The 24,135-nt window shown below is 69.4% G+C and carries 26 protein-coding genes; 16 read left to right on the plus strand and 10 right to left on the minus strand.

The window, feature by feature from the left end:
• Window positions 1-61: 61 nt before the first annotated feature.
• The gene (locus ACAM58_RS13380; protein WP_369662969.1) at window positions 62-967 is read left to right on the plus strand and encodes a metal ABC transporter substrate-binding protein; all 906 of its coding nucleotides are present in this window, start codon (window positions 62-64) and stop codon (window positions 965-967) included.
• A gap of 40 nt (window positions 968-1,007) precedes the next feature.
• Window positions 1,008-1,988: a GTP-binding protein gene (locus ACAM58_RS13385; protein ID WP_369662970.1), complete on the plus strand. Its 981-nt coding sequence runs from the start codon at window positions 1,008-1,010 to the stop codon at window positions 1,986-1,988.
• Window positions 1,989-2,040: 52 nt separating this feature from the next.
• On the opposite strand, the gene ACAM58_RS13390 is transcribed toward ACAM58_RS13385, so the two are convergent.
• A complete protein-coding gene (locus tag ACAM58_RS13390) occupies window positions 2,041-2,613 on the minus strand; it encodes an intradiol ring-cleavage dioxygenase (protein ID WP_369664490.1) in 573 nt (190 codons plus the stop codon).
• A 158-nt stretch (window positions 2,614-2,771) separates the two neighbouring features.
• On the opposite strand from ACAM58_RS13390, the gene thpR reads away from it, so the two are divergent.
• Entirely contained in the window at window positions 2,772-3,377 is a 606-nt protein-coding gene (gene thpR, locus ACAM58_RS13395) for an RNA 2',3'-cyclic phosphodiesterase (RefSeq protein ID WP_369662971.1), read from the plus strand.
• A 97-nt stretch (window positions 3,378-3,474) separates the two neighbouring features.
• Window positions 3,475-3,966, plus strand: coding sequence for a RidA family protein (locus ACAM58_RS13400; protein ID WP_369662972.1), 492 nt, complete (start codon window positions 3,475-3,477; stop codon window positions 3,964-3,966).
• On the opposite strand, the gene ACAM58_RS13405 is transcribed toward ACAM58_RS13400, so the two are convergent.
• Complete coding sequence (locus ACAM58_RS13405) at window positions 3,963-5,042, minus strand: DUF72 domain-containing protein (protein WP_369662973.1); 1,080 nt, start codon at window positions 5,040-5,042, stop codon at window positions 3,963-3,965. The two genes, ACAM58_RS13400 and ACAM58_RS13405, sit on opposite strands and share 4 nt — an antisense overlap.
• Before the next feature lie 61 nt (window positions 5,043-5,103).
• Between ACAM58_RS13405 and ACAM58_RS13410 the strand changes: the two genes are divergently transcribed.
• From ACAM58_RS13410 to ACAM58_RS13445, 8 genes are all read left to right on the plus strand, one after another.
• On the plus strand, window positions 5,104-6,603 hold the full coding sequence (locus ACAM58_RS13410; RefSeq protein WP_369662974.1) for a sensor histidine kinase: 1,500 nt from the start codon (window positions 5,104-5,106) through the stop codon (window positions 6,601-6,603).
• On the plus strand, window positions 6,600-7,241 hold the full coding sequence (locus ACAM58_RS13415) for a response regulator transcription factor (protein WP_369662975.1): 642 nt from the start codon (window positions 6,600-6,602) through the stop codon (window positions 7,239-7,241). Before ACAM58_RS13410 ends, ACAM58_RS13415 begins: the two co-directional genes overlap by 4 nt.
• A 137-nt stretch (window positions 7,242-7,378) precedes the next feature.
• Window positions 7,379-7,882: a heme-binding protein gene (locus ACAM58_RS13420; RefSeq protein WP_369662976.1), complete on the plus strand. Its 504-nt coding sequence runs from the start codon at window positions 7,379-7,381 to the stop codon at window positions 7,880-7,882.
• The gene (locus ACAM58_RS13425; protein ID WP_369662977.1) at window positions 7,882-8,580 is read left to right on the plus strand and encodes an ankyrin repeat domain-containing protein; all 699 of its coding nucleotides are present in this window, start codon (window positions 7,882-7,884) and stop codon (window positions 8,578-8,580) included. Before ACAM58_RS13420 ends, ACAM58_RS13425 begins: the two co-directional genes overlap by 1 nt.
• Before the next feature lie 45 nt (window positions 8,581-8,625).
• Window positions 8,626-9,270: an FMN-binding negative transcriptional regulator gene (locus ACAM58_RS13430; RefSeq protein WP_369662978.1), complete on the plus strand. Its 645-nt coding sequence runs from the start codon at window positions 8,626-8,628 to the stop codon at window positions 9,268-9,270.
• A gap of 1 nt (window position 9,271) precedes the next feature.
• Window positions 9,272-9,475 (plus strand): hypothetical protein, encoded by a 204-nt coding sequence (locus tag ACAM58_RS13435; RefSeq protein WP_278878785.1) that lies wholly within the window; start codon window positions 9,272-9,274, stop codon window positions 9,473-9,475.
• Complete coding sequence (tadA, locus tag ACAM58_RS13440) at window positions 9,465-10,574, plus strand: tRNA adenosine(34) deaminase TadA (RefSeq protein ID WP_369662979.1); 1,110 nt, start codon at window positions 9,465-9,467, stop codon at window positions 10,572-10,574. Before ACAM58_RS13435 ends, tadA begins: the two co-directional genes overlap by 11 nt.
• Window positions 10,571-11,530, plus strand: coding sequence for an LD-carboxypeptidase (locus ACAM58_RS13445; protein ID WP_278878787.1), 960 nt, complete (start codon window positions 10,571-10,573; stop codon window positions 11,528-11,530). Before tadA ends, ACAM58_RS13445 begins: the two co-directional genes overlap by 4 nt.
• A gap of 22 nt (window positions 11,531-11,552) precedes the next feature.
• Here the strand turns inward: ACAM58_RS13445 and ACAM58_RS13450 are convergent, their stop codons facing one another.
• Window positions 11,553-11,789 (minus strand): hypothetical protein, encoded by a 237-nt coding sequence (locus ACAM58_RS13450; RefSeq protein WP_012747901.1) that lies wholly within the window; start codon window positions 11,787-11,789, stop codon window positions 11,553-11,555.
• 272 nt (window positions 11,790-12,061) lie between these two features.
• Between ACAM58_RS13450 and ACAM58_RS13455 the strand changes: the two genes are divergently transcribed.
• Window positions 12,062-13,009: an adenylate/guanylate cyclase domain-containing protein gene (locus ACAM58_RS13455; RefSeq protein ID WP_012747902.1), complete on the plus strand. Its 948-nt coding sequence runs from the start codon at window positions 12,062-12,064 to the stop codon at window positions 13,007-13,009.
• Window positions 13,010-13,133: 124 nt separating this feature from the next.
• The gene (locus ACAM58_RS13460; protein WP_012747903.1) at window positions 13,134-13,493 is read left to right on the plus strand and encodes a hypothetical protein; all 360 of its coding nucleotides are present in this window, start codon (window positions 13,134-13,136) and stop codon (window positions 13,491-13,493) included.
• A 20-nt stretch (window positions 13,494-13,513) separates the two neighbouring features.
• On the opposite strand, the gene ACAM58_RS13465 is transcribed toward ACAM58_RS13460, so the two are convergent.
• The 5 genes from ACAM58_RS13465 to ACAM58_RS13485 form a co-directional block, all read right to left on the minus strand.
• Window positions 13,514-13,876, minus strand: a complete 363-nt coding sequence (locus tag ACAM58_RS13465) for a response regulator (RefSeq protein ID WP_369662980.1) — start codon at window positions 13,874-13,876, stop codon at window positions 13,514-13,516.
• 74 nt (window positions 13,877-13,950) lie between these two features.
• Window positions 13,951-15,171: a hybrid sensor histidine kinase/response regulator gene (locus tag ACAM58_RS13470; protein WP_062366906.1), complete on the minus strand. Its 1,221-nt coding sequence runs from the start codon at window positions 15,169-15,171 to the stop codon at window positions 13,951-13,953.
• Window positions 15,161-15,766 carry a chemotaxis protein CheB gene (locus tag ACAM58_RS13475; protein WP_012747906.1) on the minus strand — a complete coding sequence of 202 codons (606 nt, stop codon included), beginning with the start codon at window positions 15,764-15,766 and terminating at the stop codon, window positions 15,161-15,163. The genes ACAM58_RS13470 and ACAM58_RS13475 overlap by 11 nt, the downstream gene beginning before the upstream one ends.
• A complete protein-coding gene (locus ACAM58_RS13480) occupies window positions 15,763-16,617 on the minus strand; it encodes a protein-glutamate O-methyltransferase CheR (RefSeq protein ID WP_081247642.1) in 855 nt (284 codons plus the stop codon). The genes ACAM58_RS13475 and ACAM58_RS13480 overlap by 4 nt, the downstream gene beginning before the upstream one ends.
• Window positions 16,614-20,132, minus strand: coding sequence for a response regulator (locus ACAM58_RS13485; protein ID WP_369662981.1), 3,519 nt, complete (start codon window positions 20,130-20,132; stop codon window positions 16,614-16,616). The genes ACAM58_RS13480 and ACAM58_RS13485 overlap by 4 nt, the downstream gene beginning before the upstream one ends.
• 135 nt (window positions 20,133-20,267) lie before the next feature.
• On the opposite strand from ACAM58_RS13485, the gene ACAM58_RS13490 reads away from it, so the two are divergent.
• Together ACAM58_RS13490 and ACAM58_RS13495 are read left to right on the plus strand one after the other, a co-directional pair.
• Window positions 20,268-22,625 carry a helicase C-terminal domain-containing protein gene (locus tag ACAM58_RS13490; protein WP_369662982.1) on the plus strand — a complete coding sequence of 786 codons (2,358 nt, stop codon included), beginning with the start codon at window positions 20,268-20,270 and terminating at the stop codon, window positions 22,623-22,625.
• On the plus strand, window positions 22,594-23,202 hold the full coding sequence (locus ACAM58_RS13495; protein WP_369662983.1) for an alpha-ketoglutarate-dependent dioxygenase AlkB: 609 nt from the start codon (window positions 22,594-22,596) through the stop codon (window positions 23,200-23,202). The genes ACAM58_RS13490 and ACAM58_RS13495 overlap by 32 nt, the downstream gene beginning before the upstream one ends.
• On the opposite strand, the gene ACAM58_RS13500 is transcribed toward ACAM58_RS13495, so the two are convergent.
• Together ACAM58_RS13500 and ACAM58_RS13505 are read right to left on the minus strand one after the other, a co-directional pair.
• Window positions 23,166-23,879 carry a UdgX family uracil-DNA binding protein gene (locus tag ACAM58_RS13500; RefSeq protein ID WP_369662984.1) on the minus strand — a complete coding sequence of 238 codons (714 nt, stop codon included), beginning with the start codon at window positions 23,877-23,879 and terminating at the stop codon, window positions 23,166-23,168. The two genes, ACAM58_RS13495 and ACAM58_RS13500, sit on opposite strands and share 37 nt — an antisense overlap.
• Before the next feature lie 42 nt (window positions 23,880-23,921).
• The gene (locus tag ACAM58_RS13505) at window positions 23,922-24,119 is read right to left on the minus strand and encodes a hypothetical protein (protein ID WP_012747911.1); all 198 of its coding nucleotides are present in this window, start codon (window positions 24,117-24,119) and stop codon (window positions 23,922-23,924) included.
• Window positions 24,120-24,135: the final 16 nt, after the last annotated feature.

Below are 24,135 nucleotides of genomic sequence, written 5' to 3' on the forward strand. Positions count from 1 at the left end.
TATTCGCTGCCCCCCGAGGGGGCGCAGGCCTCCCTTGGGGCGGCCCAGCGGGAGACCTGACATGAACTTTCCATCGAACCCCGCGCGCCGCCGGTTCTTCGCCGCGTCGCTCGTTGCGCTGCCGCTGCCAGTGCTTGCGCAATCCACCGCACCACGGCCGCTGCGCGTCGTCGCGAGCTTCTCGATCCTTGCCGACATGGCGCGCGAGATCGGCGGCAGCGCCGTCGAAGTCGCGGCCCTGGTCGGTCCGGACTCCGACGCGCACGTCTTCCAGCCGAGCCCGGCCGATGCGCGGCGCCTCGCCAATGCCGAACTGGTCGTCGTCAACGGACTGGGGTTCGAAGGCTGGATGGACCGCCTGGTGCGCTCATCCGGCTACCGCGGTCCCGTCGCCGTGGCCAGCGAGGGCGTGCCGGTGCGCCGCATGGGCCGCGAGCCCGATCCGCATGCATGGCAGGACCTTGCGAACGCGCAGCGCTATGCGGCTAACCTGCGCGATGCAATGACGCGGGCACGGCCGGCATTCGCGGGCGAGATCGGGCAGCACTGCGCGAGCTACATCGAGCGGCTCCAGGCGCTCGACCGCGAGATTCGCGCGCGTTTCGACGCGGTGCCTCGCCAGCATCGCCGCGTGATCAGCTCGCACGATGCATTCGGCTATTTCGGCGCGGCCTACGGCATCGAGTTTCTTGCGCCGCAGGGCATGAACACCGACAGCGAAGCCTCGGCCGCCTCGGTTGCGCGCCTGATCGGCCAGATCCGGCGCGAGGATGTGCGCGCGGTGTTCGTCGAGAATATCTCCGACCCGCGCCTGGTCCAGCGCATTGCGCGTGAGGGCGGGGGCATCGTCGGCGGCCGGCTTTATTCCGACGCGCTGTCGGCACCGGGGACCGAGGCGGACACCTACCTGAAGCTGTTCGCGCACAACGCCACAACCATTGCCTCGGCGCTCTCGGCAAAGCGCTGAGCTTGCCGAGCGCCCGATCAATCTTCACTCAAAGTCATCCATGAGCCTCATTCCCGTCACCATCCTCACCGGCTTCCTCGGCAGCGGCAAGACCACGCTGCTGAACCGCATCCTGAAGGAGCAGCACGGCCACAAGGTTGCCGTGATCGAAAACGAGTTCGGCGAAGCCGGCATCGACAACGAACTGCTGGTGCAGGACGAGGGCGAGCAGATCATCGAGATGAACAACGGCTGCATCTGCTGCACCGTGCGCGGCGATCTGGTGCGCATCCTCGGCGAGCTTGCGGCGCGCCGCAAGAACGGCAGCGCGAGCTTCGATCGCGTGATCATCGAGACCACCGGGCTGGCCGACCCCGCGCCCGTGGCGCAGACGTTCTTCGTCGATGAAGAGATCAGCCAGACCTATTTGCTCGATGCGATCGTGACGCTGGTCGACGCCAAGCATGCGATGGCGCAGCTGGACGAGCACCATGAGGCCCAGGAGCAGGTGGGCTTTGCGGACCGCATCCTGCTTTCGAAGACCGACCTGGTGCCAGTCGACGAGGTGAAGGCGCTCGAGCAGCGCCTGCTGCGCATGAATGCGCGCGCGCCGATCACCGCAGCGCATTTCGGCCAGGCGCCGATCGACCAGCTGCTCGACATCCGCGGGTTCAACCTGAATGCGATCCTGGAGATCGAACCCGACTTCCTGACCGATGTGGACCACGAACACGATGACGACGTTTCCAGCTTCGTGTTTCGCGCCGAACGGCCCTTCGATGCGGCGCGGCTGGAGGACTTTTTCGGCGCCATCCTGCGCATCTACGGCACCCACCTGATGCGCTACAAGGGCGTGATCGCAGTGTCCGGGCTGGACACCCGCGTGGTGCTGCAGGGCGTTCACATGCTGATGGGCACCGAGGCCGGCTCCAGCTGGAAAGAGGGCGAGCTGCGCCACAGCCGCATCGTCTTCATCGGCAAGCAGCTGCCCAGGGATGTGCTGGTGCAGGGACTCGAACAATGCCTGGCGCCGGCGCCGTAAGCCGTCCTTGCAGGCCGGACCTGATTCCCCGCGCGTCCGTGGTTGAGCGCCTTCAGGCCGCAACGGCAATCGGAAAGCGCGCCTGCAGGCCATCCGGCCCGCGCTCGAAAGGCACTGTGACAGCCTCCCTTGCGGCCTGCGGAAGATTGCGCCAGATGAAGTCGCGCGCATTGCCCGGGTCGCCGGCCACGTAGAGCTGCGTAGTCAGCAGCTCGCGCGTGCCGAGCTTCACCTTGACGTGGATGTGCGGCGTGCGGCCGCTGTAGGGCACCGGGCGGATGGTGCGGAAGCGGTAGCTGCCGTCTTCGCCGACCGTGACGCGGCCAAAGCCCTGGAAGGCGGCGTCGGCGCGGTCGCCGTCGCCGGGGTGGTGGTAGTGGCCGTTCTGATCGCATTGCCAGATCTCGACCTGCGCGCCGCGCAGCGGCCTGCCGCCCAGGTCGGTCACCGTGCCATCGACCCAGGCCGGCTGGCCGCCGCGGTAGTCCAGCGTGCCGTTGCGCAGCAGATCGCCGTCGGAATCCTGCGGCAGGCGCACGGGGTAGAACGGCCCCTCGGTCTGCGAAGGGGTGGCGAGCCGGCTTGCCGCCGGCTGCGCGCGGGCGCCCAGCCAGAGCGCGGGCATGGCAACGAGCGCTGCGGCGACGGTGCGCCGGGGAAGGCCGGGTGCGGATAGGGCGTTCATGGCAGGTCAGAGCCGTGCAGCATGCGCCGAGTTCCGGGTGCGGGTCAACCGACGGTCTCCGGCCGTGTTTGAATGCACCGGTGAATCCGATATCTCCCATGCCCGAACAACTGCTGCTCCCAGGCATCGATCCCGCGCCGCCGCCGTTGCGCCGCCCGCGCCGCACCGTACCACCCAAGGAGCGCCTGCCGCGCTCGCTGTTCTTCGCGATCTTTCCACGCCCCGAAGATGCCGCATCGATTGCCGCGCTGGCGGCGCGCCTCAAGGACCGGCACGCGCTCAAAGGCAAGCTGACCGAGGCGCATCGCCTGCACGTCACGCTGCATCACCTCGGGCATTTTCCGGCAGTGCCGCGCGAGAAGCTGCAAGCCGCCCTGCAGGCCGCGGCCGCCGTGGCGCCGCCGTCGTTCGAGGTGGTGTTCGACGAGGCCATGCGCTTCGAGCAGAGCAAGGCCTTTGTGCTGTGCGGCAGCGGCACCTCGGCGCTTGCGGCATTCAGGCAGCGCCTGGGCGAGGCGCTGGCGGATGCGGGCTTCAAGCCCGAGCGCGGCTTCACGCCCCACATGACGCTGGCCTACACGCCGCGCAAGATCGAGCCGCATCTGGTCGAGCCGGTCCGGTGGATGGCCGACTCGTTCTCGCTGATCGAAAGCCACGTCGGCGAAGGCATCCACGAGGTGCTGGGGCGGTGGCCTGAGGCGTGACGCATCGTCTGTTGTGCATCGCGCTTGTGCGATCTGTATCTGTTCGCCGAAGAGCGGCTGGCGACAATGAGGCTTCACTAAACGGAAGCCAACAAAGATGACGTCGCAGACCCGAGACCAGATTGCCGACCGCATCGCCGCCGAGCTGGGCCACAGCTTCGAGGGCGAGCTCGTCGCCGGCGGCAACTACATCCCCGTCGTGCGCGACGGCCGCACGCTCTACACCAGCGGCCAGGTGCCGCGCGTGGGCACCACGGTGGTCGTCACCGGCCGCGTGGGCGACCAGGTGCCGCTCGGCAAGGCCCGCGAGGCCGCGCAGATCTGCGCCTTGCGCTGCCTCGCGCTGCTGCGCCGCGAGCTCGGCTCGCTCGACGGCATCGAGAAGGTGCTGCGCGTTGGCGTCTTCGTGCAGTGCACGGCCGAATTCGCGCAGCAGAGCGAAGTGGCCGATGCGGCCTCCGAGCTGCTGCACCGCGTGTTCGGCGAGGCCGGCGTGCATGTGCGCACGGCCGTCGGCGTCTTTGCGCTGCCGAAGAATGCGAGCGTGGAGCTGGAGATGACGGTGGCGGCCAAGGACAACGCAGGTTAGCGCTTTGGCAGCCCGGCGATGTCCCGCGCAAGCGAGGCGATCGTCAGCGGCGCGCAGCCTTCGGCGTTGTTGCTCACCGTGACGTAGGCCAGCTGGCCCGCGCCGGTGGTGCCCGCGATCACGCGGGCCAGGGCCTCGCGGGTCTCGGGGTCGGGATCGACGATCCTGTCGAACGGGCCGTAGAGCTTTTCCGCATCTTCATAGCCGAAGCGGCCGTGGCGGCGGTGCAGGTTCCAGCGGCACACCAGCGGCCCGGGCCAGAGCGCGCGCAGCATCGGCAGCTGGTCCTCGATCGGCGGCATCTTGGCGTGCAGGCCCATGCAGAAGGTGGCGCCCACGCTGCGCAGCATGTCGGCGAAGGCGGGGCAGAGCAGCTGCGGGTCGCGCACCTCGACGGCGATCACGGCATCGGGCGCGGTCGGCTTCAGGCCGGGCAAGGCCTCGAGCATCTCGCCGATACGTGCGAGCAGCGCGGGCTGGTCGGCCAGCAGTTGCGCAGGGATCGGGCTCAGCTGAAACACCAGCGCGCCGATGCGGTGGCCCAACCCTTCGAGCGCCGGCTGCACGAATTCCTGGATCGCGATCTCGCTGTTCAGGAACACCGGATTGGCCTGCGTGCCGCGGCCGCTTTCGTCGCGCACGGTGGCGTCGGTCACGAGGCTCGGCGCCTTCACCACGAAGCGGAAGTCGTCGGGCACCATGGCCGCGTAGCGCGCGTACTGGCTGGCCGTGAGCGCGCGGTAGAAGTTGCGGTCCAGGCTCACGGTGCGAAAGAGCGGATGGCGGGCGAGGGCGGCGAGGCCGCTCTTCGACAGCACCGCCTCGGCGTATTCGCCATCCCAAACGAGGTTGGCCCAGCCCGGATAGCTCCACGAAGAGGTGCCGAGCCGCAGCCCGGGAGGGAGCGCCGCGGCCAGTTCGACCAGCGCCGGGCCGGCGGGCGCCGACGCCACGATGGCGCCGCGCGGCTTCTTCTTCGCGGGCGGCTCGGCCTCGGCCTCCGGCGGCACAGTGGAGGGAGCCTCGGTCGGGCGCGGAAGATCGGGAAAAAGGGAGTCCTGCACTTCATCAGCCATGTTGGGGCCGCATTCTCAACCAACATCGGGCGGCCGCGCCGCGACGGGCACAATCCGCGCCATGAAACAGTGGTTGCGCACGCAGGGTGGCTGGTGGCTGGCATGGCTGGCCCTCACGGCCGTGGGCGCGGTGTGGCTCGCGCGCGCCGAGCTCGCGCAGCTGCAGCAGGATTTCGAGACCGACGCGCGCATCGCGCACCGGCTCATGAGCCAGCAGGTGGTGCAGTACGACGCGGTGCTGGCCACGCTCGCGCTGCTCGAACCCGGCGACGGCGCGGACCGCCCGGAGCAGCGCCTGCCATCGGTCTATCCGTCGATCCTGCGCGTGCAGCGGCGCGAACGCGACCAGGCCTGGCCCGACGAGAAGCAGGCCGGCGCCTTGGCCGCTGCGGAAGCGCGCTCGCGCAGCGAGCGCCGCGCCGAACTGGCGGGACTGGACCTCGCGCAGGGCCGCTACGAGCTCGTGATGGGCGCGACGCCCGTCAGCTACGCCCTCGAGATCGACCTGGCCGGCTCGGTGCCGTGGCGCGACTGGCCGATGGACCCGAAGCAAAGCCCGGTGCGCGTGAGCCTGCAGCGCGGCGCGCAGCAGTTCGTGCTGCAGCCGGGGCGGACGGCGCAATCGGACGCGGGCGGCTGGCGCTTCGGCCTCACCAAGGCCCTGGCCTCGCCGAGCCAGCCTTTCGACCTGATGGCCGAGCGCCATGTGGGCTGGGGTGAACTGCCGTGGCGCGGCATCGCCGGCTGGGCCGTGGCGGCGGCGCTGCTGCTGTCCGGCCTGTGGACCGCGCAGCGCCAGCGCATCGCGCGGCGCCGGGCCGAGGAGCTGCTGCGTCTCGGCCAGGTGGCGCGGCTCAATGCCCTGGGCGAGCTTTCGGCAGGGCTGGCGCACGAGCTGAACCAGCCGCTCACGGCCGTGCTGGCCAATGCGCAGGCCGCGCGCCGGCTGCTCGACGAGGATCCGCCCGACCTGGCGACGGCGCGCAATGCCATGGGCCAGGCCGTGGAGCAGGCGCGCCGCGCGGCCGGCGTGGTCGGCCGGCTGCGCCGTGTCATCGAACGCCCCGAAGCCGGCGGCGACGTGAAGCCGCTGGTGCTGCAGGAGGTGGTGCGCAGCGCCATGCACCTGCTGGCACCCGAGTTCGCGCAGCGCGGCGTGGCGGCGCAGTTCGACGCCACCGCGCAGGCGCCGGTGCGCGTGCAGGCCGAGGCGGTGGCGCTCGAGCAGATCGTGCACAACCTGCTGATGAACGCCTTGCAGGCGCTCGACCTGGTGCCCGCGTCCGAACGCCGCCTTTCCGTTTCGGTCGGCCGCAATGGGCAGGAGGGCGTGCTGACCGTGACCGACAACGGACGCGGCATCGCGCCCGAGGCCATGCCGCGCCTCTTCGAACCTTTCTTCAGCACGCGCGAGGGCGGCCTGGGCCTTGGCCTGAGCCTCAGCGAAACGCTGGCGAGCGGCATGGGCGGCAGCCTCACCGCAGCCAATGCGGCGCCGCGCGGCGCGCGCTTCACGCTGCTGCTGCCGTTGGTGGCGGCGTCCACGGAGCGCATGGCATGAACACCGCCTCTGGCACCCACCAGCCGCAATCGCCGCTGATCCATCTCATCGACGACGACCAGGCGGTGCGCGACAGCCTGTCGCTCCTGATCGGCACGGTCGGCCTGCGGGTGCAGGGCTGGGCCGATCCGCAGGCCTTCATCGACGGCTTCGACCGCGCGAGCGTCGGCGCCATCGTGCTCGACGTGCGCATGCCCGGCATCAGCGGCCTCACGGTGCTCGACCGGCTCATGGCGCAGGGCGTCGACCAGCCGGTGATCATGCTCACCGGCCACGGCACGGTCGAGATGTGCCGCCGCGCCTTCAAGGCCGGCGCGGCCGAGTTCCTGGAGAAACCGGTGGACGACGAGCAGCTGCTCGAGGCCCTGCAGCAGGCGGTGCGCCAGCATGTGCGCTCGCGCGAACGCTCGCAGGCCGACAACGCGGCGCGCGAGCGCGTGGCGCAGCTGTCGGAGCGCGAGCGCGAGGTGCTTGCCTTCATCGTGCAGGGCCTCACCAACAAGGAGATCGCGCGCACGCTCGCGCTGTCGCCGCGAACGGTCGAGACGCACCGCGCCAACCTGTTCGCCAAGCTCGACTGCGTTTCGCTCGCGCAGTTGATCCGGCGCTACGCGGTGCTGGTCGCGGGGCAAGACTGAAAGCGGGCGCTCCGTAGAACTACGGAGCACCGGGCGTAGCCGTACGAATGGCCTTGGCGGACGGTGTTTCCTACAGTGGCGCAGCCGCCGGCAGACAGCCGGTGCCATCACCCTGCATCCACTGGAGAAAACGAAAAATGCGTTCCAACCTTCGCCTCGGCGCTCTCGCCATCCTGCTTGCCGCATCGGCCGTCCAGGCCCAGACGCCTGCACCCGCGGTGCGCACCGAGAAGAACATCTCGCTCGCGCTGGCCAACCAGATCGCGGCCGAAGCCGTGGCCGCCTGCGCAGCCAACGGCTACAACGTGGCCGCCACCGTGGTCGACCGCGCCGGCACCGTGCGCGCCGTGCAGCGCGCCGACAACGCCGGCCCGCACACGCTGGCTTCGAGCGAGCGCAAGGCATGGACCTCGGCATCGGCCAAGAGCGCGACGCAGGCCATGATGGAAGGCGCGCAGAAGAACCCCGGCGCCGCCAACCTGGTGTACCTGCCGGGCTTCCTGCTGCTGGGCGGCGGCGTGCCGGTGAAGTCGGGCAACGAAGTGATCGGCGCCGTGGGCGTCGGCGGTGCGCCGGGCGGCCACCTGGACGACCAGTGCGCCAACGCGGCCATCGAGAAGGTCAAGGGCCAGCTGGGCTGATGATGAAGCGCGGCATCGGGTCCGGGCTGCTGGCGGTTGCGCTTGGACTGGGCGCATCGGCCGGCGTGTCGGCCCAGGTGCCGCCGCAGGCTGCCGAGCTGCTGGCCTATGAAGGACTGCACCGGGCGGCCTGGCAGGGCGACCTGGTCAAGCTGAAGGGCTTGATCGCCTCGGGCGCCAATCTGGATGCGCGCGATCCGCGGGGCCGCACGCCCTTGCACGTCGCCACCCATGCACGGCAGCGCGAGGCGGTGAAGCTGCTTGCCAAGGCCGGCGCGAACCTCGACCTGCTCGACGACGACCGCTACGACGCGGTCACCATCGCCGCGGTGGCCGACGATGCCGCGACGCTCGCGCTGCTGCTGTCGCTCGGCGCGAAGGCCGGGCAGGTGACCAGCCGCTACGACGGCACCGCGCTCATTGCCGCGGCGCACCTGGGCCATGACGAAGTGGTGCGCCAGCTGATCGCGGCCGGCGCGCCGCTCGACCACGTCAACAACCTGCACTGGACCGCGGTGATCGAATCGATCGTGCTGGGCGACGGCGGCCCGCGCCACCAGCGCACGCTGGCCGCGCTGGTCGACGCCGGCGCCAACCTTGCGCTGGCCGACCGGCAGGGCAACACGCCGCTGCAGCTGGCGCGGGCCCGCGGCTACACGGCCATGGTGAAGCTGCTGGAAGCGCCGCGCGCAAGATAGGACGGCTCGGGGACAATCGGAGCCTCACCACGAGGAAATTGCCCCATGTACATGCCGCCGCAATTCAACGCCAAGGACCCGGCCATCGCGCTGGAGCTGATGCGTGCACATCCCTTCGCCAGCCTGATCTCGAACGACGACGAGGGCCTGCCTTACGTCACGCACCTGCCGCTGGTGGCCGAGCAGCAGGAGGGCGGCCAGCTGGTGCTGCTGGGCCACTGCGCCAAGCCCAATCCGCATTGGCGCTACTTGCAGGCGCGGCCGCAGGCGGTGGCCACTTTTCTCGGTCCGCATGCCTACCTGTCGCCCTCGGTCTATCCGGACCTCGCGCGCGTGCCGACCTGGAACTACCTGGTGGTGCACTGCACCGTCGAAGCCCGGCTGATCGAGGAGCCCGCGGCCAAGGACGCGCTGCTCAAGAAGCTCATCGGCGAGCATGAGCCCGGCTACGCGCAGCAATGGCGCGACCTGGGCGAGGAGTTCCAGCTCAAGATGCTGGCCGGCATCGTCGGGTTCGAGCTGCGCGTGAGCGCACTGCAATGCAAGGTCAAGCTGAACCAGCACCGGCGCGAATCGCACGCCGCCATGCATGCCATCTACAGCGCCGGCACGCCCGACGAGAAGGCGCTGGCCGGGTGGATGGAACGCCTGGGCATGACGGCCGAAGCACCGGTGGCGGAAGGAAGCTGAGATGCGCATGTTCGGACTGGTCGGCCTGCTGCTGGCGCTCGTGATCGCCGGGGTGGTGGCGAAGAAGCAGCTCACCAGCGTGGCCGCGCCCGCATCCGGCGAGGCGCCCGCCGATCCCCGCACGCAGGTCCAGCAGGTGCAAAAGCAGGTCAAGGAAGCGCTCGACGCCGCGGCGCAGGCGCGCAAGATGCCGGATGACAACTGAGCCCGCTGCCAAGCCCATGGACGACGCGCACTGGATGGCGCTCGCGCTGGCCGAGGCGCGCCTGGCGGCCGAGGCGGGCGAGGTGCCGGTCGGCGCGGTGCTGGTCAGGAACGGGCAGCTCGTGGCCAGCGGACGCAACACGCCGGTCGCGCAGCACGACCCGAGCGCCCATGCCGAAATCAACGCACTGCGCGCCGGCGCCGCCGCGCTCGGCAACTACCGGCTCGACGGCTGCGAGCTGTTCGTCACGCTCGAGCCCTGCGCCATGTGCGCGGGCGCCATGCTGCATGCGCGGCTCGCGCGCGTGGTGTTCGGTGCGGCCGACCCCAAGACCGGCGCGGCCGGCTCGGTGCTCGACCTCTTTGCCGAACCCCGGCTCAACCACCGCACGCAGGTGCAGGGCGGCGTGCTGGCCGCGGATTGCAGCGCACTGCTGCAAGGCTTCTTCCAGCAGCGCCGCGATGCGGCGCGCGAGCAGGCCCAGCCCCTGCGCGACGATGCGCTGCGCACACCGCCCGAGCGCTTCGACGCGCTCGCGGGCTACGCCTTCGAGCCGCGCTACGTCCATGACCTGCCCAGCCTGCAGGGCTGGCGCATGCACTACCTCGACGAAGGGCCGCAGGACGGCTCGGCCGCCGCGTGCCTCTGCCTTCATGGTCCGGGCGAATGGGGCTACTTCTTTCGCCGCCTCGTCGGCGCACCCGGGCTGCGCACGCTGGTGCCCGACCTGATCGGCTTCGGCAAGAGCGACAAGCCCAAGCGCGAGGCGGCGCACCGCATCGAATGGCACTGCCAGGTCCTGGGCGAATGGCTCGACCGCCTGCAGCCGCCGCCGATGGTGCTGGTGCACAGCGCCGCGGCCACCGGCCTGGCCACGCGGCTGCATGCCGAAAAGGGCGGCCTGTTTGCGGCCGTGCTGCTCGCGCCCGAAGGCGGCGAGCCGGTGAGCGATGCATGGCGCGCGCCGTTCCCCGACCGCGGCTACCAGGCCGCGCTGCGCGCGCTCGGCCCCATCGCGTCGTCGTCCGGCCCGAATGCGCAGCAGGCTGCGCTGCTCGCCCGGGCGGTGCGCAACGCAATGGGATACTCGACGCCGTGAGCAAACACATCTACATCTATTCCCCCTCCAGCGCGATTCGCGACAAGGCCGCCTTCCGGCGCGGCGTGGCAAGACTCAAGGCCCTGGGCTACGAGGTCGAAATCGACGAAGCCGCGCTGGCCGTGCACCAGCGCTTTGCGGGCGACGACGCGACGCGCCTCGCTGCCATCGGCCGCGCGGCCGCGAGCGGCGCCGACATAGCGCTGATCGCACGCGGCGGCTACGGGCTCACGCGCATCCTCGACGCCATTCCGTACAAGGCCGTGGCCAAGGCGATCCAGCGCGGCACCGAATTCGTCGGCCTCAGCGACTTCACCGCGCTGCAGTGCGCACTCTTCGCCAAGACCGGCGCCGTGACCTGGGCCGGCCCCGCGGTCGGCGAAGACTTTGGTGCCGAAGGCGGCGCGGACGACATCATGGAAGCCTGCTTCGACGACCTGGCGAGCGGGCAGGGCGAAGGCACCGGCTGGCGCATGCCGGTGCGCGATGCCGGCCTCAAGGTGAAGCCCGTGCATGACGCCACCTTGTGGGGCGGCAACCTGTGCGTGCTCGCGAGCCTGCTCGGAACGCCCTATTTCCCGGTAGTGGAGAAGGGCGTGCTGTTCATCGAAGACACCAACGAGCATCCCTACCGCATCGAGCGCATGCTCGACCAGCTGCGCATGGCCGGCGTGCTGGCCAGGCAGCGCGCCATCGTCTTCGGCCAGTTCACGGGCATGCGCAAGGTGCCGGGCTACGACCGCGGCTTCGGCTTCGATGCGGTGGTCGACCGGCTGCGCGCCATGCTCAAGGTGCCCGTGCTCACGGGCCTGCCATTCGGGCACGTGCCGACCAAGGTGCTGCTGCCTGTGGGCGCGAAGGTCGAGCTGGCGGCCGAAGGGCGCGACGTCTTCATGGTGTGGGGCCACCGGCATGGCGGCCATGACCATGACCACAGCCACGGCCATGCGCATTGAACGCGCGGCGCCGCGCTATCCTTCAGTGGGTGAAGCGCTGATGGGCGCGCGGGCCCATCGAGCCGGGCAGGCCGCCCTTGAACATGCTGTTGATGGCTTTCATCTGGCGGCGGGCAGCGGCTTCGCCGTCGATGGCACTCAGGGCAACCATCACGTCCTGGCGCAGGTACCAGAGCGCTTCCACGTCGGACGCAAAGCGCACGCGCTGCGCCACGCGCTGGACCGAGTGCCCGCCGTGCGCCTGCAGCACCGACAGCATGGCGGCCCGGATGCGTCCCAGCTGGTTCTCTCCTACCCGGGGAGCCCCGATACCGGGAATTCCGAGAAGGCGGAAAAAACGACGAAGAGGCAGCATGTGGACTAAAGGCGTATTGCCGGGAGCCAGGACGGTCGCTACCTTAAGCCTCGGACGGCCGATTCACAAGTTCTGAAACACTGTTTCTTGTTTGTAAACAACACACTTTACGTTGCACTTAAAGCCTCTGTAGTGATTTGAGTACAAAAGCAATATAAGCAGGCCGCTGTCACAGCATGGACGTCAATTCCACAGTCGTATTCGCAGACCTCACCGGAAGCTCCAGGGTTTTCGAAGCCATGGGAAATGCGCGCGCCACCGACACGGTGACGCGGCTGACCCAATGGATCGGCGGCGTCTGCCAGGCACACGGCGGCAGGGTCGTGAAGTCGCTCGGCGATGGCGTGTTCGCCCTTTTTTCGAACGCGGCCACCGCCATGCAGGCCGTGATCGAACTGCAGCGCTATCACCAGAAGCGCCTCATGACCTGGCCCGTGCCGCTGCGCATGGCGCTGCAGATCGGCGTGGCAAGCGGCGAGGTGGTCGAGGTCGAGGGCGACTGCTTCGGCGATGCGGTCAACCTGGCGTCGCGCCTGAGCGACCTGGCGGGGCCGGGCCAGATCTGGGCCACCGATGCAACCATTGCGCAGCTGGGCGAGACGGCTGTGCGGCACCGCGACCTGGGGCTCATCACCATTCGCGGGCGCAGCGAGATGTCGGCCGTCCACCGCATCGACTGGCAGGAGGAGATGACCTCGTTCCTCACGCTGCCGGCCGCGCTGACGCCGCTGCGGCTGCCCGATTCATCGCTGGGGCAGATCGAACTGGCGTGGCTCGACGTGCGGTCCACCTTCCGCACCGAAGAGCTGCCGATCCACCTCGGGCGCGTGAGCGATGCGCAGTTCGTGGTCAACGATCCGCGGGTCTCCCGGCTGCATGCGCGCATCGAGCTGCGGCATGGCAGCTGCGTGCTGACCGACCTGAGCACCTACGGCACCTGGGTCCGGTTTCATGGCAACGGCGGACCGAGCCAGGAAGTGGCGCTCAGGCGCGAGGAATGCGTGCTGCACGGACGCGGCGAAATCGGCCTGGGCGCGCCGCTGAGCGATTTCACCGCGCCGACCATCGCCTTCAACACCACCGGCGCCGAGGTGCAGCTTTCGCGCCGCGAAATCACGGGCTGAGCGCACACGCCGCGCAGTGACGTTTGGCAACGATCCGGCGAGGCGGCAGGTGCACTCGCAGAGGGCCTCGGGCGTTGCAACCACCATGAGTGCTGGCCGTCGGCACCTTCTCAAGGGAGCTGCAGTGAAACTCGAAAACAAGCGTTCGTCCGTCTTCAAATGGATGGCCCTTGGCGCGATGGCGGCCAGTGCGCTGCTCGCCGCGGGCGCGGCCAGCGCGCGCGGAAGCTGGTCGGTGCAGATCGGGGCGGGCGGCTATCCGGCGCCGTACTACGCGCCTCCGCCGCCTGCCTACTATCCGGCGCCGATCTACTACGCGCCGGCCCCGCCGGTCTATTACCGTCCGCCGCCGCCCGTGTACTACCGTCCCGCACCCGTCTATGCGCCGCCGCCCGGACGGATCTACTACGGGCCGGGCTACCCGTATCGCCCGCCGAACGGCGACGAGTGGGACAACGACCGGGAATACGAAGACCGGGACTGACAGCCCGCCGAATACCCCGCTCAGCGCGGCCCGGACAGGATGGCGGTGAGTTCGCCCATGTCGATGGGCTTCTGAAGATGGTGGTCGAACAGCTTCTGCGCTGCGGCGCCGCCGGCCGCCTCTTCCTCCGAAAAGCCCGAAATGGCGACCAGCAGCCGGGGGCCGCGGTCCGCGGCGGCCAAACGCAGCCGCCGCGCCACCTCGGTGCCGGGAAAGTCGGGCAGCGTGAGGTCGATGAGCGCTGCATCGAAGCGCTCCTCAGCCGCCGCATCCATGGCCTGTTGCGCCGTGTAGGTGCAGCGGGCGGTATGGTCCTGCAGCGTCAGGAGTTCCTGCAGCAGGTCTGCCGCGGCTTCGTTGTCATCGACGATCAGCACGTTCACTGGGAGAAGGCTTTCAAGCAAGTTGTATCCGCCCAGTATCCCGGCCAATCGCCTCCCGTGCAGTAGGAAGGCGCCTACGCCCGCACTTGCGTCGCAGTCTTGGCGGCAGCCTGCAGCGGCAGCTCGACATGGAACAGCGCGCCTTCGCCGGGCCGGCTCTCCACCTCGATGCGTCCCCCGTGCAGGCCCACGATCTTGCGCGTGATGTAGAGCCCGAGGCCCAGGCCGGGCGCGTGCTTGCGGCTGTCGTCGGTGCGTTCGAACTGCTCGAAGATGCGCTCCTGGTCTTCGGGCGCAATGCCGATGCCCTGGTCGCGCATGGTGATGTGCGCGGTGCCGTCACGTTCCCACAGCATCATCTCCACGGGCTTGCCGCCGCCGTAGCGCAGTGCATTGGTCAGCAGGTTGGTCAGCACCTGCTCGATGCGGAACTCGTCCCACACGCCGCGCAGTTCGCCCGGCGCTTCCAATGCAATGACAGAGCCCGCGGCCTCGGCCTGCTGCTTCAGGCCTTCCACCACGGCCCGTGCGAGCGCGGCCAGGTCGACCGGCTTGGGCTGGATCGACAGCGCGTCCCTTCGCATGCGCGTGACATCGAGCATGTCGTCGATCAGCCGCACCATGTTGCGGATCTGCCGCTGGTCGCGCTCGATCATCGCGGGCAGGCGATCCGCGGCAAAGGACTCCAGCTTGCCCCTGGACACCTGGACCTGGCGCAGTTGCGTTTCGAGGTACAGGGTGTTGAGCGGCGTGCGCAGCTCGTGCGAGACCATCGACATGAAGTCGTCGCGCATGCGCACCGCGCGTTCGAGTTCGCCCTGCGTGTGGCGCAGCTGCTGGACCAGTTCTTCCTGCTTCTGGTTGGCCACCGCGAGCGCATTCATTTCGTGCCGCAGCGCCTTGCGGTGGCAATGCAGGTCGACGAACACGTTGACCTTGCCGGTGACGGCATGCGGATCGAGCGGCTTGTAGAGGAAGTCGACCGCGCCGCTTTCGTAGCCCTGGAAGGCGTAGTTCGAATCGCGGCCCGCGGCCGTCACGAAGATGATCGGGATGTGCCGCGTGCGCTCCGTGCCGCGCATCAGCTCGGCCAGCTCGAAGCCGTTCATGCCGGGCATCTGCACGTCGAGGATGGCCAGCGCGAATTCGTGGTCCAGCAGCAGCGCAAGCGCCTCCTCGGCCGAGGAGGCGCGGTACACCGCACGGCCCGGGCCGCGGATCAGGGCCTCGAGCGCAAGAAGGTTTTCGGGCAGGTCATCGACGATCAGCAGCTTGCTTTCGACGTCAATGGGCATGGGCGGACTCCAGTTGCAGCAGCAATGTGCGAAGCTCGCGCAGGGCAAGCACGTGATCGGGGGAATGGCGGGCAATGGCTGCCCTGGGCATGGTGGGAATCTGGGCTTCCTCCGGGTCCTGGACGGCGGTGAGGCCGCCGGCCATGTGAATGCGCAACAGGCCTTCGGCGCCGTCGTCGTTCGCGCCCGTGAGCAGGAACCCGGCGAGCGCGGGGCCGTAGGCGTCGGCGGCCGAGGCCATCAGCACGTCGATCGATGGCCGCGAAAAGTGCACGGGCGGCTCGCAGCTGAGCGAAAAGCATCGGTCGCGCTCGATCGACAGGTGATAGCCGGGCGGCGCGAAGTACAGGCTGTCGGGCGCGACCGGCATCTTGTCGGCGGCCTCGTGCACCGGCATGTGCAGCCGCTCGGCAAAGATCTCGGCCAGGTGGCTCTGGTGGCCTTCGGGCAGGTGCAGGACCACCACCACCGGAAGCCGCCACGGCGGTGGAATGCCGTGCAGGAGCGCCAGCAGCGCCTCGATGCCGCCCGCGGACGCGCCGACCACCACGGCCTCGACGCGCCGCGCAGGGAAGGGGCGGGCATCCGGCTTCATGTGGCCTTCCGGTAGATGCGCTCCGGCTGCGAATGGGCGTCGAAGCGCCCGGCATAGCTCGAGAAGTCGATGCTCTCCTTCGCGCCCAGGCCCAGGAAGCCGCGGTGGCAGAGCGACTCGTGGAACAGGCCGAGCGCGCGGTCCTGCAGCTCGCGGTTGAAATAGATGAGCACGTTGCGGCACGACACGAACTGCGTCTCGGCAAAGACGCTGTCGGTGGCCAGGCTGTGGTCGGCAAAGATGACGTCGGCGCACAGCGCCGGGTCGAAGCGCGCGGCGTCGTAGGCCGCGGTGTAGTAGTCGGAGAACGAACTGCGTCCGCCGGCGCGCTGGTAGTTGGCCGTGTAGCCGCGGATCGATTCGATCGGGAAGATGCCCTGGCGCGCCTTCTCGAGCGAAGCGGGGTTGATGTCGGTGGCATAGATCTGCGTGCGGGAGAGCAGGCCTTCCTCGCGCAGCAGGATCGCCAGCGAAAAGACCTCCTCGCCGGTGCTGCAGCCCGCCACCCACACCTTGAGGGACGCATAGGTGTGCAGGATCGGCACCACGTGCCGGCGCAGCGCGAGAAAGTAGGCCGGGTCGCGGAACATCTCGCTCACGGGAATCGTCAGGAATTCGAGCAGCCGGCCGAACAGCAGCGGATCGCGCAGCACCTTCTCCTGCAATGCCGAGATGCTCGGCAGCCCGAGCTGCGCGAGCGCGTGCAGCACGCGGCGCTTCTGCGAAGCCACGGTGTAGTTGCGGAAGTCGTAGCTGTAGCGCAGGTAGATGGCTTCCATCAGCAGCCGCAGCTCGATCTCCGTGTTGCTCAACGCGGATGGCAGGGGCAGGGATGCGGCATTGGGGTTCACAGCCGCTCCATTTTGGGCATCCACACGCGCAGAAGCGAGAACAGGCGCTCCAAGTCCACAGGCTTGGCCAGGTAGTCGCTGGCGCCCGCGGCCAGGCACTGCTCGCGGTCGTCCTTCATGGCCTTGGCGGTGATGGCGATCACGGGCAGCTTCTCGAAGCGCGGGTCCGCGCGCAGCCGGCGCGTGGCCTCCAGGCCGTCCATCTCCGGCATCATCACGTCCATCAGCACCAGGTCGATCTCGCGCGCCTGGTCGAGCTTCTGGAGCGCCTCGCGGCCGTTGCGGCCGATCTCGACCGCGGCGCCGCGCTGCTCCAGCGCGCTCGTGAGCGCGAAGAGGTTGCGCACGTCGTCGTCCACCAAAAGGATGGTGCGGCCCTCGAAGATGCGGTCGCGCCCGCGCGCCGCCTTCAGCATGCCCTGGCGCTCGCTGGACAGCTCGGCCTCGACCTTGTGCAGGAACAGCGTGACCTCGTCGAGCAGGCGTTCCGGCGAGCGCGCGCCCTTGATGATGATGGAGCGCGAATAGCGCTGCAGCTCGGCTTCCTCGCCGCGCGTGAGGTTGCGCCCGGTGTAGACGATCACCGGCGGGAACGAGACGATTTCCTCCGACGCCATGCGCTTGAGCAGCTCGCTGCCCTGCATGTCGGGCAGGTGCAGGTCGGTGATCATGCAGTCGAACACGCGCCTGCGCAGCAGTTCGAGCGCCTCTTCGCCGGAGCCCACGGCGGCGATCTCGATGTCTTCGTCGCCGATCAGCCGGATCACGCTTTCGCGCTGCAGCGCATCGTCCTCGACCAGCAGCACGGCCTTGACCTTCTGCGTGAGCTTTTCCTCGAGCCGGGCGAACACCTGCGTCAGCTCGGCGCGCGTGGCCGGCTTCTGCGCATAGCCGATGGCGCCCATGTGCAGGGCGGCGGCCTGCGCGTCGTCGGCGGCCGAGACCACGTGGATGGGGATGTGGCGCGTCTGCGGCGAATCCTTCAGGCGCTGCAGCAGGCCGAGCCCGGTGCTGTCGGGAAGGCGCATGTCGAGCAGGATGGCATCGGGCAGGAACTGGTGCGCCAGTTCGAAGCCGTCGGCCGCGCCATGGGCCACCAGGCAGCGGTAGCCCAGCTCATGCGCCAGGTCGTAGAGGATGTGCGCGAACTGCGGCTCGTCCTCGATCACGAGCACCCGGCGCACCTGGTCGGGCGGCAGCGTGCGGTCGTCGGCAAAGGCGGGCGGCGGCACGGCAGCCGGCGGCGAGGGTGCCGCGGGCGTGGCGTGCGCAGCAGGGAAGGGCGCGCGCGCCGCTGCGGACCTGGCGGGCGCCGCGGCAGGGGGCCGAGCTGCATGCTGCGAGGCCTTTTGCGAAGCCTGTGGCAAGGCCTGCGGCGCCGCGGCCGGCAGCTGCAGCGTGAAGGTGCTGCCCTGTCCGGGCTGGCTTTGCAGCGTGAGCGTGCCGCCCAGGAGGCGCGTGAGGTCGCGCGAAATGGAAAGCCCCAGGCCGGTGCCGCCATAGCGGCGGCTGGTGGTGCCGTCGGCTTGCTGGAAGGCTTCGAAGATCAGCTCCTGCTGCTCGGGGGCAATGCCGATGCCCGAATCGCTCACCGCGAAGACCGCGCCGCCGTCCGCGGCCGCCGAGACCGTGAGTGCCACCTCGCCGCTGTTGGTGAACTTGATCGCATTGGAGAGCAGGTTCTTCAGGATCTGCTCGACGCGGTGGCGGTCGGTGGCCAGCGTGGCGGGCGTGCCGGGCTGCATTTCCAGGCGGAAGGCCAGCTGCTTCTCGGCGGCCAGCGGCCTGAAGGTGCTCTCCAGGCTCTGCGCGAGCTTGCCCGGCGCCACCTCCTCGACCACCACTTCGAGCTTGCCGGCCTCGACCTTGGAGATGTCGAGGATGTCGTTGATCAGCACCAGCAGGTCGTTGCCCGACGCGTAGATCGATTCCGCGAACTTCACCTGCTCGGGGCTCAGGTTGCCCTGCGGGTTGTCGGCGAGCAGCTTGGCCAGGATCAGCGCGCTGTTGAGCGGCGTGCGCAGCTCGTGCGACATGTTGGCCAGGAACTCCGACTTGTAGCGGCTGGCGCGCTGCAATTCGTCGGCGCGGTCTTCCAGGTCGCGCTGCACGCGGCGCAGGGCGGCGTTGCGCTGGTCGAGCGCCTCGGTGCGCTCGGAGAGCTGGCTGTTGGTCTGCTCCAGCTCGGCCTGCTGGTTCTCCAGCATGGCCTGCGAAGCCCGCAGCGCACGCGACTGCTCCTCGAGCTCCTCGTTGGCGGTGCGCAGCTCTTCCTGCTGCACCTGCAGTTCCTCGTTCAGCTGCTGCGTTTCGGCCAGCGCGTCCTGCAGCTGCTCGCGGTAACGCGCCGCCGCGAGCGAGTCGCCGATGTCCTCGGCCACCAGGTCGAGCAGTTCGTTGGTCCGCGTATCGGGCACGGCCGGCAGTCCGAGCTCGACCACGCCGTTCACCACGCCGTCGCTCGACACGGGCACCAGCAGCACGGCCGTGGGTGCCATTTCGCCCAGGCCCGAATTGACCTTCAGGTAGTCGGCCTGGATCGGCTCCACGAGCATGCGGCGCCGTTCGGCCGCCGCCTGGCCAACCAGGCTCTGGGTCGGCGAGAACACCTGCGGCGAGGCCTCCGCTTCCATCGAGAAGCCGTAGCTCGCGGCGCGGCGCAGCGTGCCCTGCCGCTCGCGCACGTACAGCGCGCCGACCGCGCTGCCCAGGTAGCGTGAGAAGAAGGCCAGGACCTTGCGGCCCAGGTCGTTGGCATTGAGTTCGCCCACCAGCTCGCCCACCAGTTCGGTCTGCGCGCTGCGCAGCCAGGCTTGCTGCGCCAGCCGCTCGGCATGCTCGGCCTGGTCCCGCAGCACCGCGTCGTAGCTGTCCGAAAGCCGCACCAGCTGCCGGCGGCCGAAGTAGGCCACCATGCCGGTGAACACCAGCGTGAACAGCAGGAACACGGCCACCACCAGCCAGGCCGTGCGGTTGACCTCTTCGTTGCGCTGGTAGCGCAGGCCCTCCTCGGTGTCCATGAAGGCCGTGAATTCAGAGCGCATGTCGTCGCGCAGCTGCTTGCCCCGGCCCTGGCGCACCGCCTGCGGGTAGTTGCCGCCGGCGCGGCGCAGCGCGATCAGGTCTTCTGCGAACCCGTTCCAGGCCTCCTGCAGCGCTGCGATGCGCTCGACACGCTGCGCCTGCTGCCGGTTGTCCAGCACCAGCTCGCGAAGCGCGGCGGTGTCGCTCTTGATTCTTGGCAGCGCCCGGTGGTAGGGCTCGAGAGAGCTTTCATCGCCGGTGATCAGGAAGCCGCGCAGGCCGGTTTCCATGTCGATGCTGCGGCCCTGCAGCTCGCTGGCGCTGCGCGTCACGCGGTCGCTCTGCTCGACCCGGCTGATGGTGAACAGCAGGAACACGATCAGGCTGACGAACACCAGCGCGCCGATCACCCCGCCCAGCAGCGGCCACTTGAGATTGCGGCTCAGCTGGCGGTCGAAGTCGTCGGGGTCGATCGCGGTCGGCGTTTTCATTCGAACAAGATTTGTAAGCAAAACTTTTGAAGTTTTGCCGAATTCTGGAGCGCCGGGTGTCGGAGAAAGGCCCGATACCGCCTTTGCCCCCGGTGCGGTGGTCTCGCTATACTGTTGTTTTATACAGCATCAGCCGTGACCACGGACCTTTCCACCCCGCCGACCGAAGACGCGCCCGATGCCCGCGCCGTCTCCGTCAAGGCCCTGTGCGCCTTCGGTGCCAAGGCCGGCGACCTCGACCTGCGCTTCGTGCCTGCACCCAGCGCGCTCGAAGGCATGGCCGGCCATGCGCTGGTGCAGGGCCGGCGCGGCGACGGCTATGAAAGCGAGGTGCCGCTGGTCTCCCGCTGCGGCGCGCTCCAGGTGCGCGGCCGTGCCGACGGGCACGACCCGCGCGAACCCCGCGTCGAGGAGATCAAGACCTTCCGCGGCGACTTCGACGCCATCCGCGGCAACCACCGGGCGCTGCACTGGGCGCAGGCCCGCTGCTACGGCTGGATGCTCTGCGAGGTGCACGGCTACGAGCACATCACCGTGGCGCTGGTCTATCTGGACCTCGGCACCGGCGACGAAACCGTGCTGGAAGAGCAGCACACGCGGGCCGCGCTGCAGGCGCATTTCGAACTGCTGTGCGAGCGCTACAGCGCCTGGGCGCAGAGCGAGGCCGCGCACCATGCGGCGCTCGGCCATGCGCTCGGCCGGCTTGAATTTCCGCACGGCTCGTTCCGGCCCGGCCAGCGCGAACTGGCCGAAGCCGTCTACCGCGCCGCCGTAAACGCGCGCTGCCTGATGGCGCAGGCACCCACCGGCATCGGCAAGACGCTGGCCACCATCTTTCCGCTGCTGAAGGCGCGGGCCGCGCGCAAGATCGACAAGATCTTCTTTCTCACCGCCAAGACCTCGGGCCGGGCCGTGGCGCTGGAGGCCGTCGGCGTGCTGGGCAAGAACTGCGCGCAGCTGCGGGTGCTCGAACTCACCGCGCGCGAAAAGGTCTGCGAATACCCCGACCGGGCCTGCAACGGCGATGCCTGCCCGCTGGCCAAGGGCTTCTACGACCGCCTGCCCGCCGCGCGCGAAGAAGCCGCGCAGGCCGCCCGGCTCGACCGGCCGGCGCTGCGAAGAATTGCGTTGGCGCACAGCGTGTGCCCCTATTTCCTCGCGCAGGAAATGGCGCACTGGTGCGACCTGATCGTGGGCGACTACAACTACTACTTCGACGGCAGCGCCTTTCTCTACGCCACCATGAAGGATGCCGAATGGCGCGCGGCGGTGCTGGTGGACGAGGCGCACAACCTGCTGGAGCGCGCGCGCGGCATGTACACGGCGCGGCTCGACGGCCTCGCGCTCGAAGAGGCCCACCGCGTGGCGCCGGCCTCGGTGCGCGGCGCGCTGGGCCGGCTGTACCGCGAATGGGACACGGTGCAGCAGGCGCAGGCCGAGCCCTACGACACCGCCGACGAGATTCCCGAGCGCTTCGCGCGCACGCTGCAGGCCGCCAACACGGCCATGGGCGAGTACTTCGCGGCCACGCCCGACGCGGCCCAGGGCCCGCTGCAGCGCTTCTTCTTCGATGCGCTGCAGTTCGCCCGGCTGGCCGACGCCTTCGACGACCATTCGGTCTTCGAGCGCACGTTGGGCCCCGCGCACGACCAGCAGCAGCGCAGCCTCGCGATCCGCAACCTGGTGCCGGCGCCGTTCCTCGAGCCGCGCTTCGCGGACGCCGCATCGTGCACCTGCTTCTCGGGCACCTTGTCGCCGTTCGAGTTCTACCGCGACGCGCTCGGCTTGCCGCCGGAAACGATGCTGCTCGACGTGGCCTCGCCATTCCGCAGCCAGCAGCTGCGCGTGGAGGTGGCCATGAACGTGTCGACCCGCTTTCGCGACCGCGCGGGCTCGCTCGCTCGCGTGGCCGGGATCATCGGCGAGCAGTTCGAGCGCATGCCGGGCAACTACCTCGCGTTCTTCAGCAGCTTCGACTACCTCGAAAAAGCCTGCGCGGCCTTCCTGGCCAGGCACCCCGGCGTGCCCGTGTGGGCCCAGACGCGCGGCATGGCCGAGGCCGACCGCCACGGCTTTCTCGCACGCTTCGAGGAGGGCGGCCGGGGCATCGGCTTTGCCGTGCTCGGCGGTGCGTTCGGCGAAGGCATCGACCTGCCCGGCAGCCGGCTGATCGGCGCCTTCGTGGCGAGCCTGGGCCTGCCGCAGCACAACGCGCTCAACGAGATCACGCGCGAGCGCATGCAGGCGCGCTTCGGCAAGGGCTACGAATACACCTACCTCTATCCCGGCCTGCAAAAGGTGGTGCAGGCGGCCGGCCGCGTCATCCGCACCGAGCAGGACAGCGGCGTGCTGCACCTGCTGGACGACCGCTTTGCGCGCGCCGAGATCCGGCAGCTGCTGCCGCCCTGGTGGGAGCTGCGCCTGGGCGGCCCGGCACACGTGGGCGAAGGAGAGAGCATCGATGCGCTCAGCCAGGCACATCCAGTTCGCTGACGAGCCCGACCTGTTCGGCGAGGCGCCCGCGGCCGCCGTCGAAGGCCTGCGCTACGAGCGCGAATTCCTCACGCGCGCCGAGGAAGCCGAGCTGCTGCGGCTCGTGCAGGGCTTCGAGCTGCGCGAGATGCGCTACAAGGAATACACCGCGCGCCGCCGCGGCATCAGCTTTGGCGGCAGCTACGACTTCGACAAGAAGCGGCTGCGTCCCGGCGCGGCCATGCCGCCCGCGCTTCATCCGCTGCGTGCGCGGGTGGCCGCGTGGATGGGCATGGCGCCCGAGGATTTCGCCCACATGCTGATCTCCGAATACCGGCCCGGCACGCCGCTCGGCTGGCACCGCGACGTGCCGGACTTCGAGGACATCGTGGGCGTTTCGCTGCAGGGCGACGCAGTGATGCAGCTGCGTCCCTACCCGCCGGCCAGCGCCAGCGCACCTGCGAGCCTGCAGCTGCTGATCGAGCCGCGCTCCATCTACATGCTGCGCGGCGAAGCGCGCTGGGCCTGGCAGCACAGCATCGCGCCGACCGAGGCGCTGCGCTATTCCATCACCATGCGCACGCGGCGGCGCGCGTGACTTGCGGCGGGCCTTGCGGCCGGCTTTTTTGCGGCGGGCTGTTTTTCGGCCGGGCGCCTGGCCCCGGCTTTCTTCATCAGCTCCGAAGCCATCGACAGGTCCTTGAGCCAGGCTTCCCAAGCCGCTTCGCGCTGCAGCGGATCGCCGCGCAGCAGGGCGGAGGGATGCAGCGTGACCAGCACGCGGCGGCCTGTTGCGGCATCCTCGACCCACTGGCCGCGCTCCTTCATCACCGCGACCGGCCGGCCGAGCAGTGAGCGCGCAGCCGTGCCGCCGAGCGCGATGTAGGCGCGCGGCTGCACGAGCTCCATCTCGCTTTCGAGCCAGTGGTGGCAGGCATCCACTTCGCGCTGGCCCGGGGTCTTGTGCATGCGGCGCTTGCCGCGCGGCTCGTACTTGAAATGCTTCACCGCATTGGTCACGTAGAGCTTCTCGCGCGACCAGCCGAGCTCGGCCACTGCGCGGTCGAACAGCTTGCCGGCCGGGCCCACGAAGGGGCGGCCGACCAGGTCTTCCTTGTCGCCGGGCTGCTCGCCCACCACCATCAGCGCCGCGCCGACCGGGCCTTCGCCGAACACCGACTGGGTCGCATGCGCGCCCAGCGGGCATTCGCGGCAGGCATCGGTCGCCACGCTGAGCGCCTTCAGCGCGGCCGTGGCTTCGTTGCGATGGGACATGTTGCCGGCTCGGGCAGTTCGGCGGCCTTCAGGCCGCTCTCGTCAATGCGTGGAACCGCCGGCGCCGCCACGCCGCGATTGGCTCTGGTTGCTGCCGCCGACGTGGCTTTCGCGGTCGTGGCGGCTCTCGGTGGTGCGGCGCGGCTCGTTGCGCGGTGTCGGGCTCTGGTGGCCGGCCTTGTTGTGCTGGGGAGGCAACGAACCACGCTCGTCGGGCGTGTTGGGGTTCGTCTTGGACATGGGCTGCTCCTTCGAA

This window comes from Variovorax sp. V116 (assembly GCF_041154435.1).
GTDB classification, from domain to species: Bacteria; Pseudomonadota; Gammaproteobacteria; order Burkholderiales; family Burkholderiaceae_C; genus Variovorax; species Variovorax paradoxus.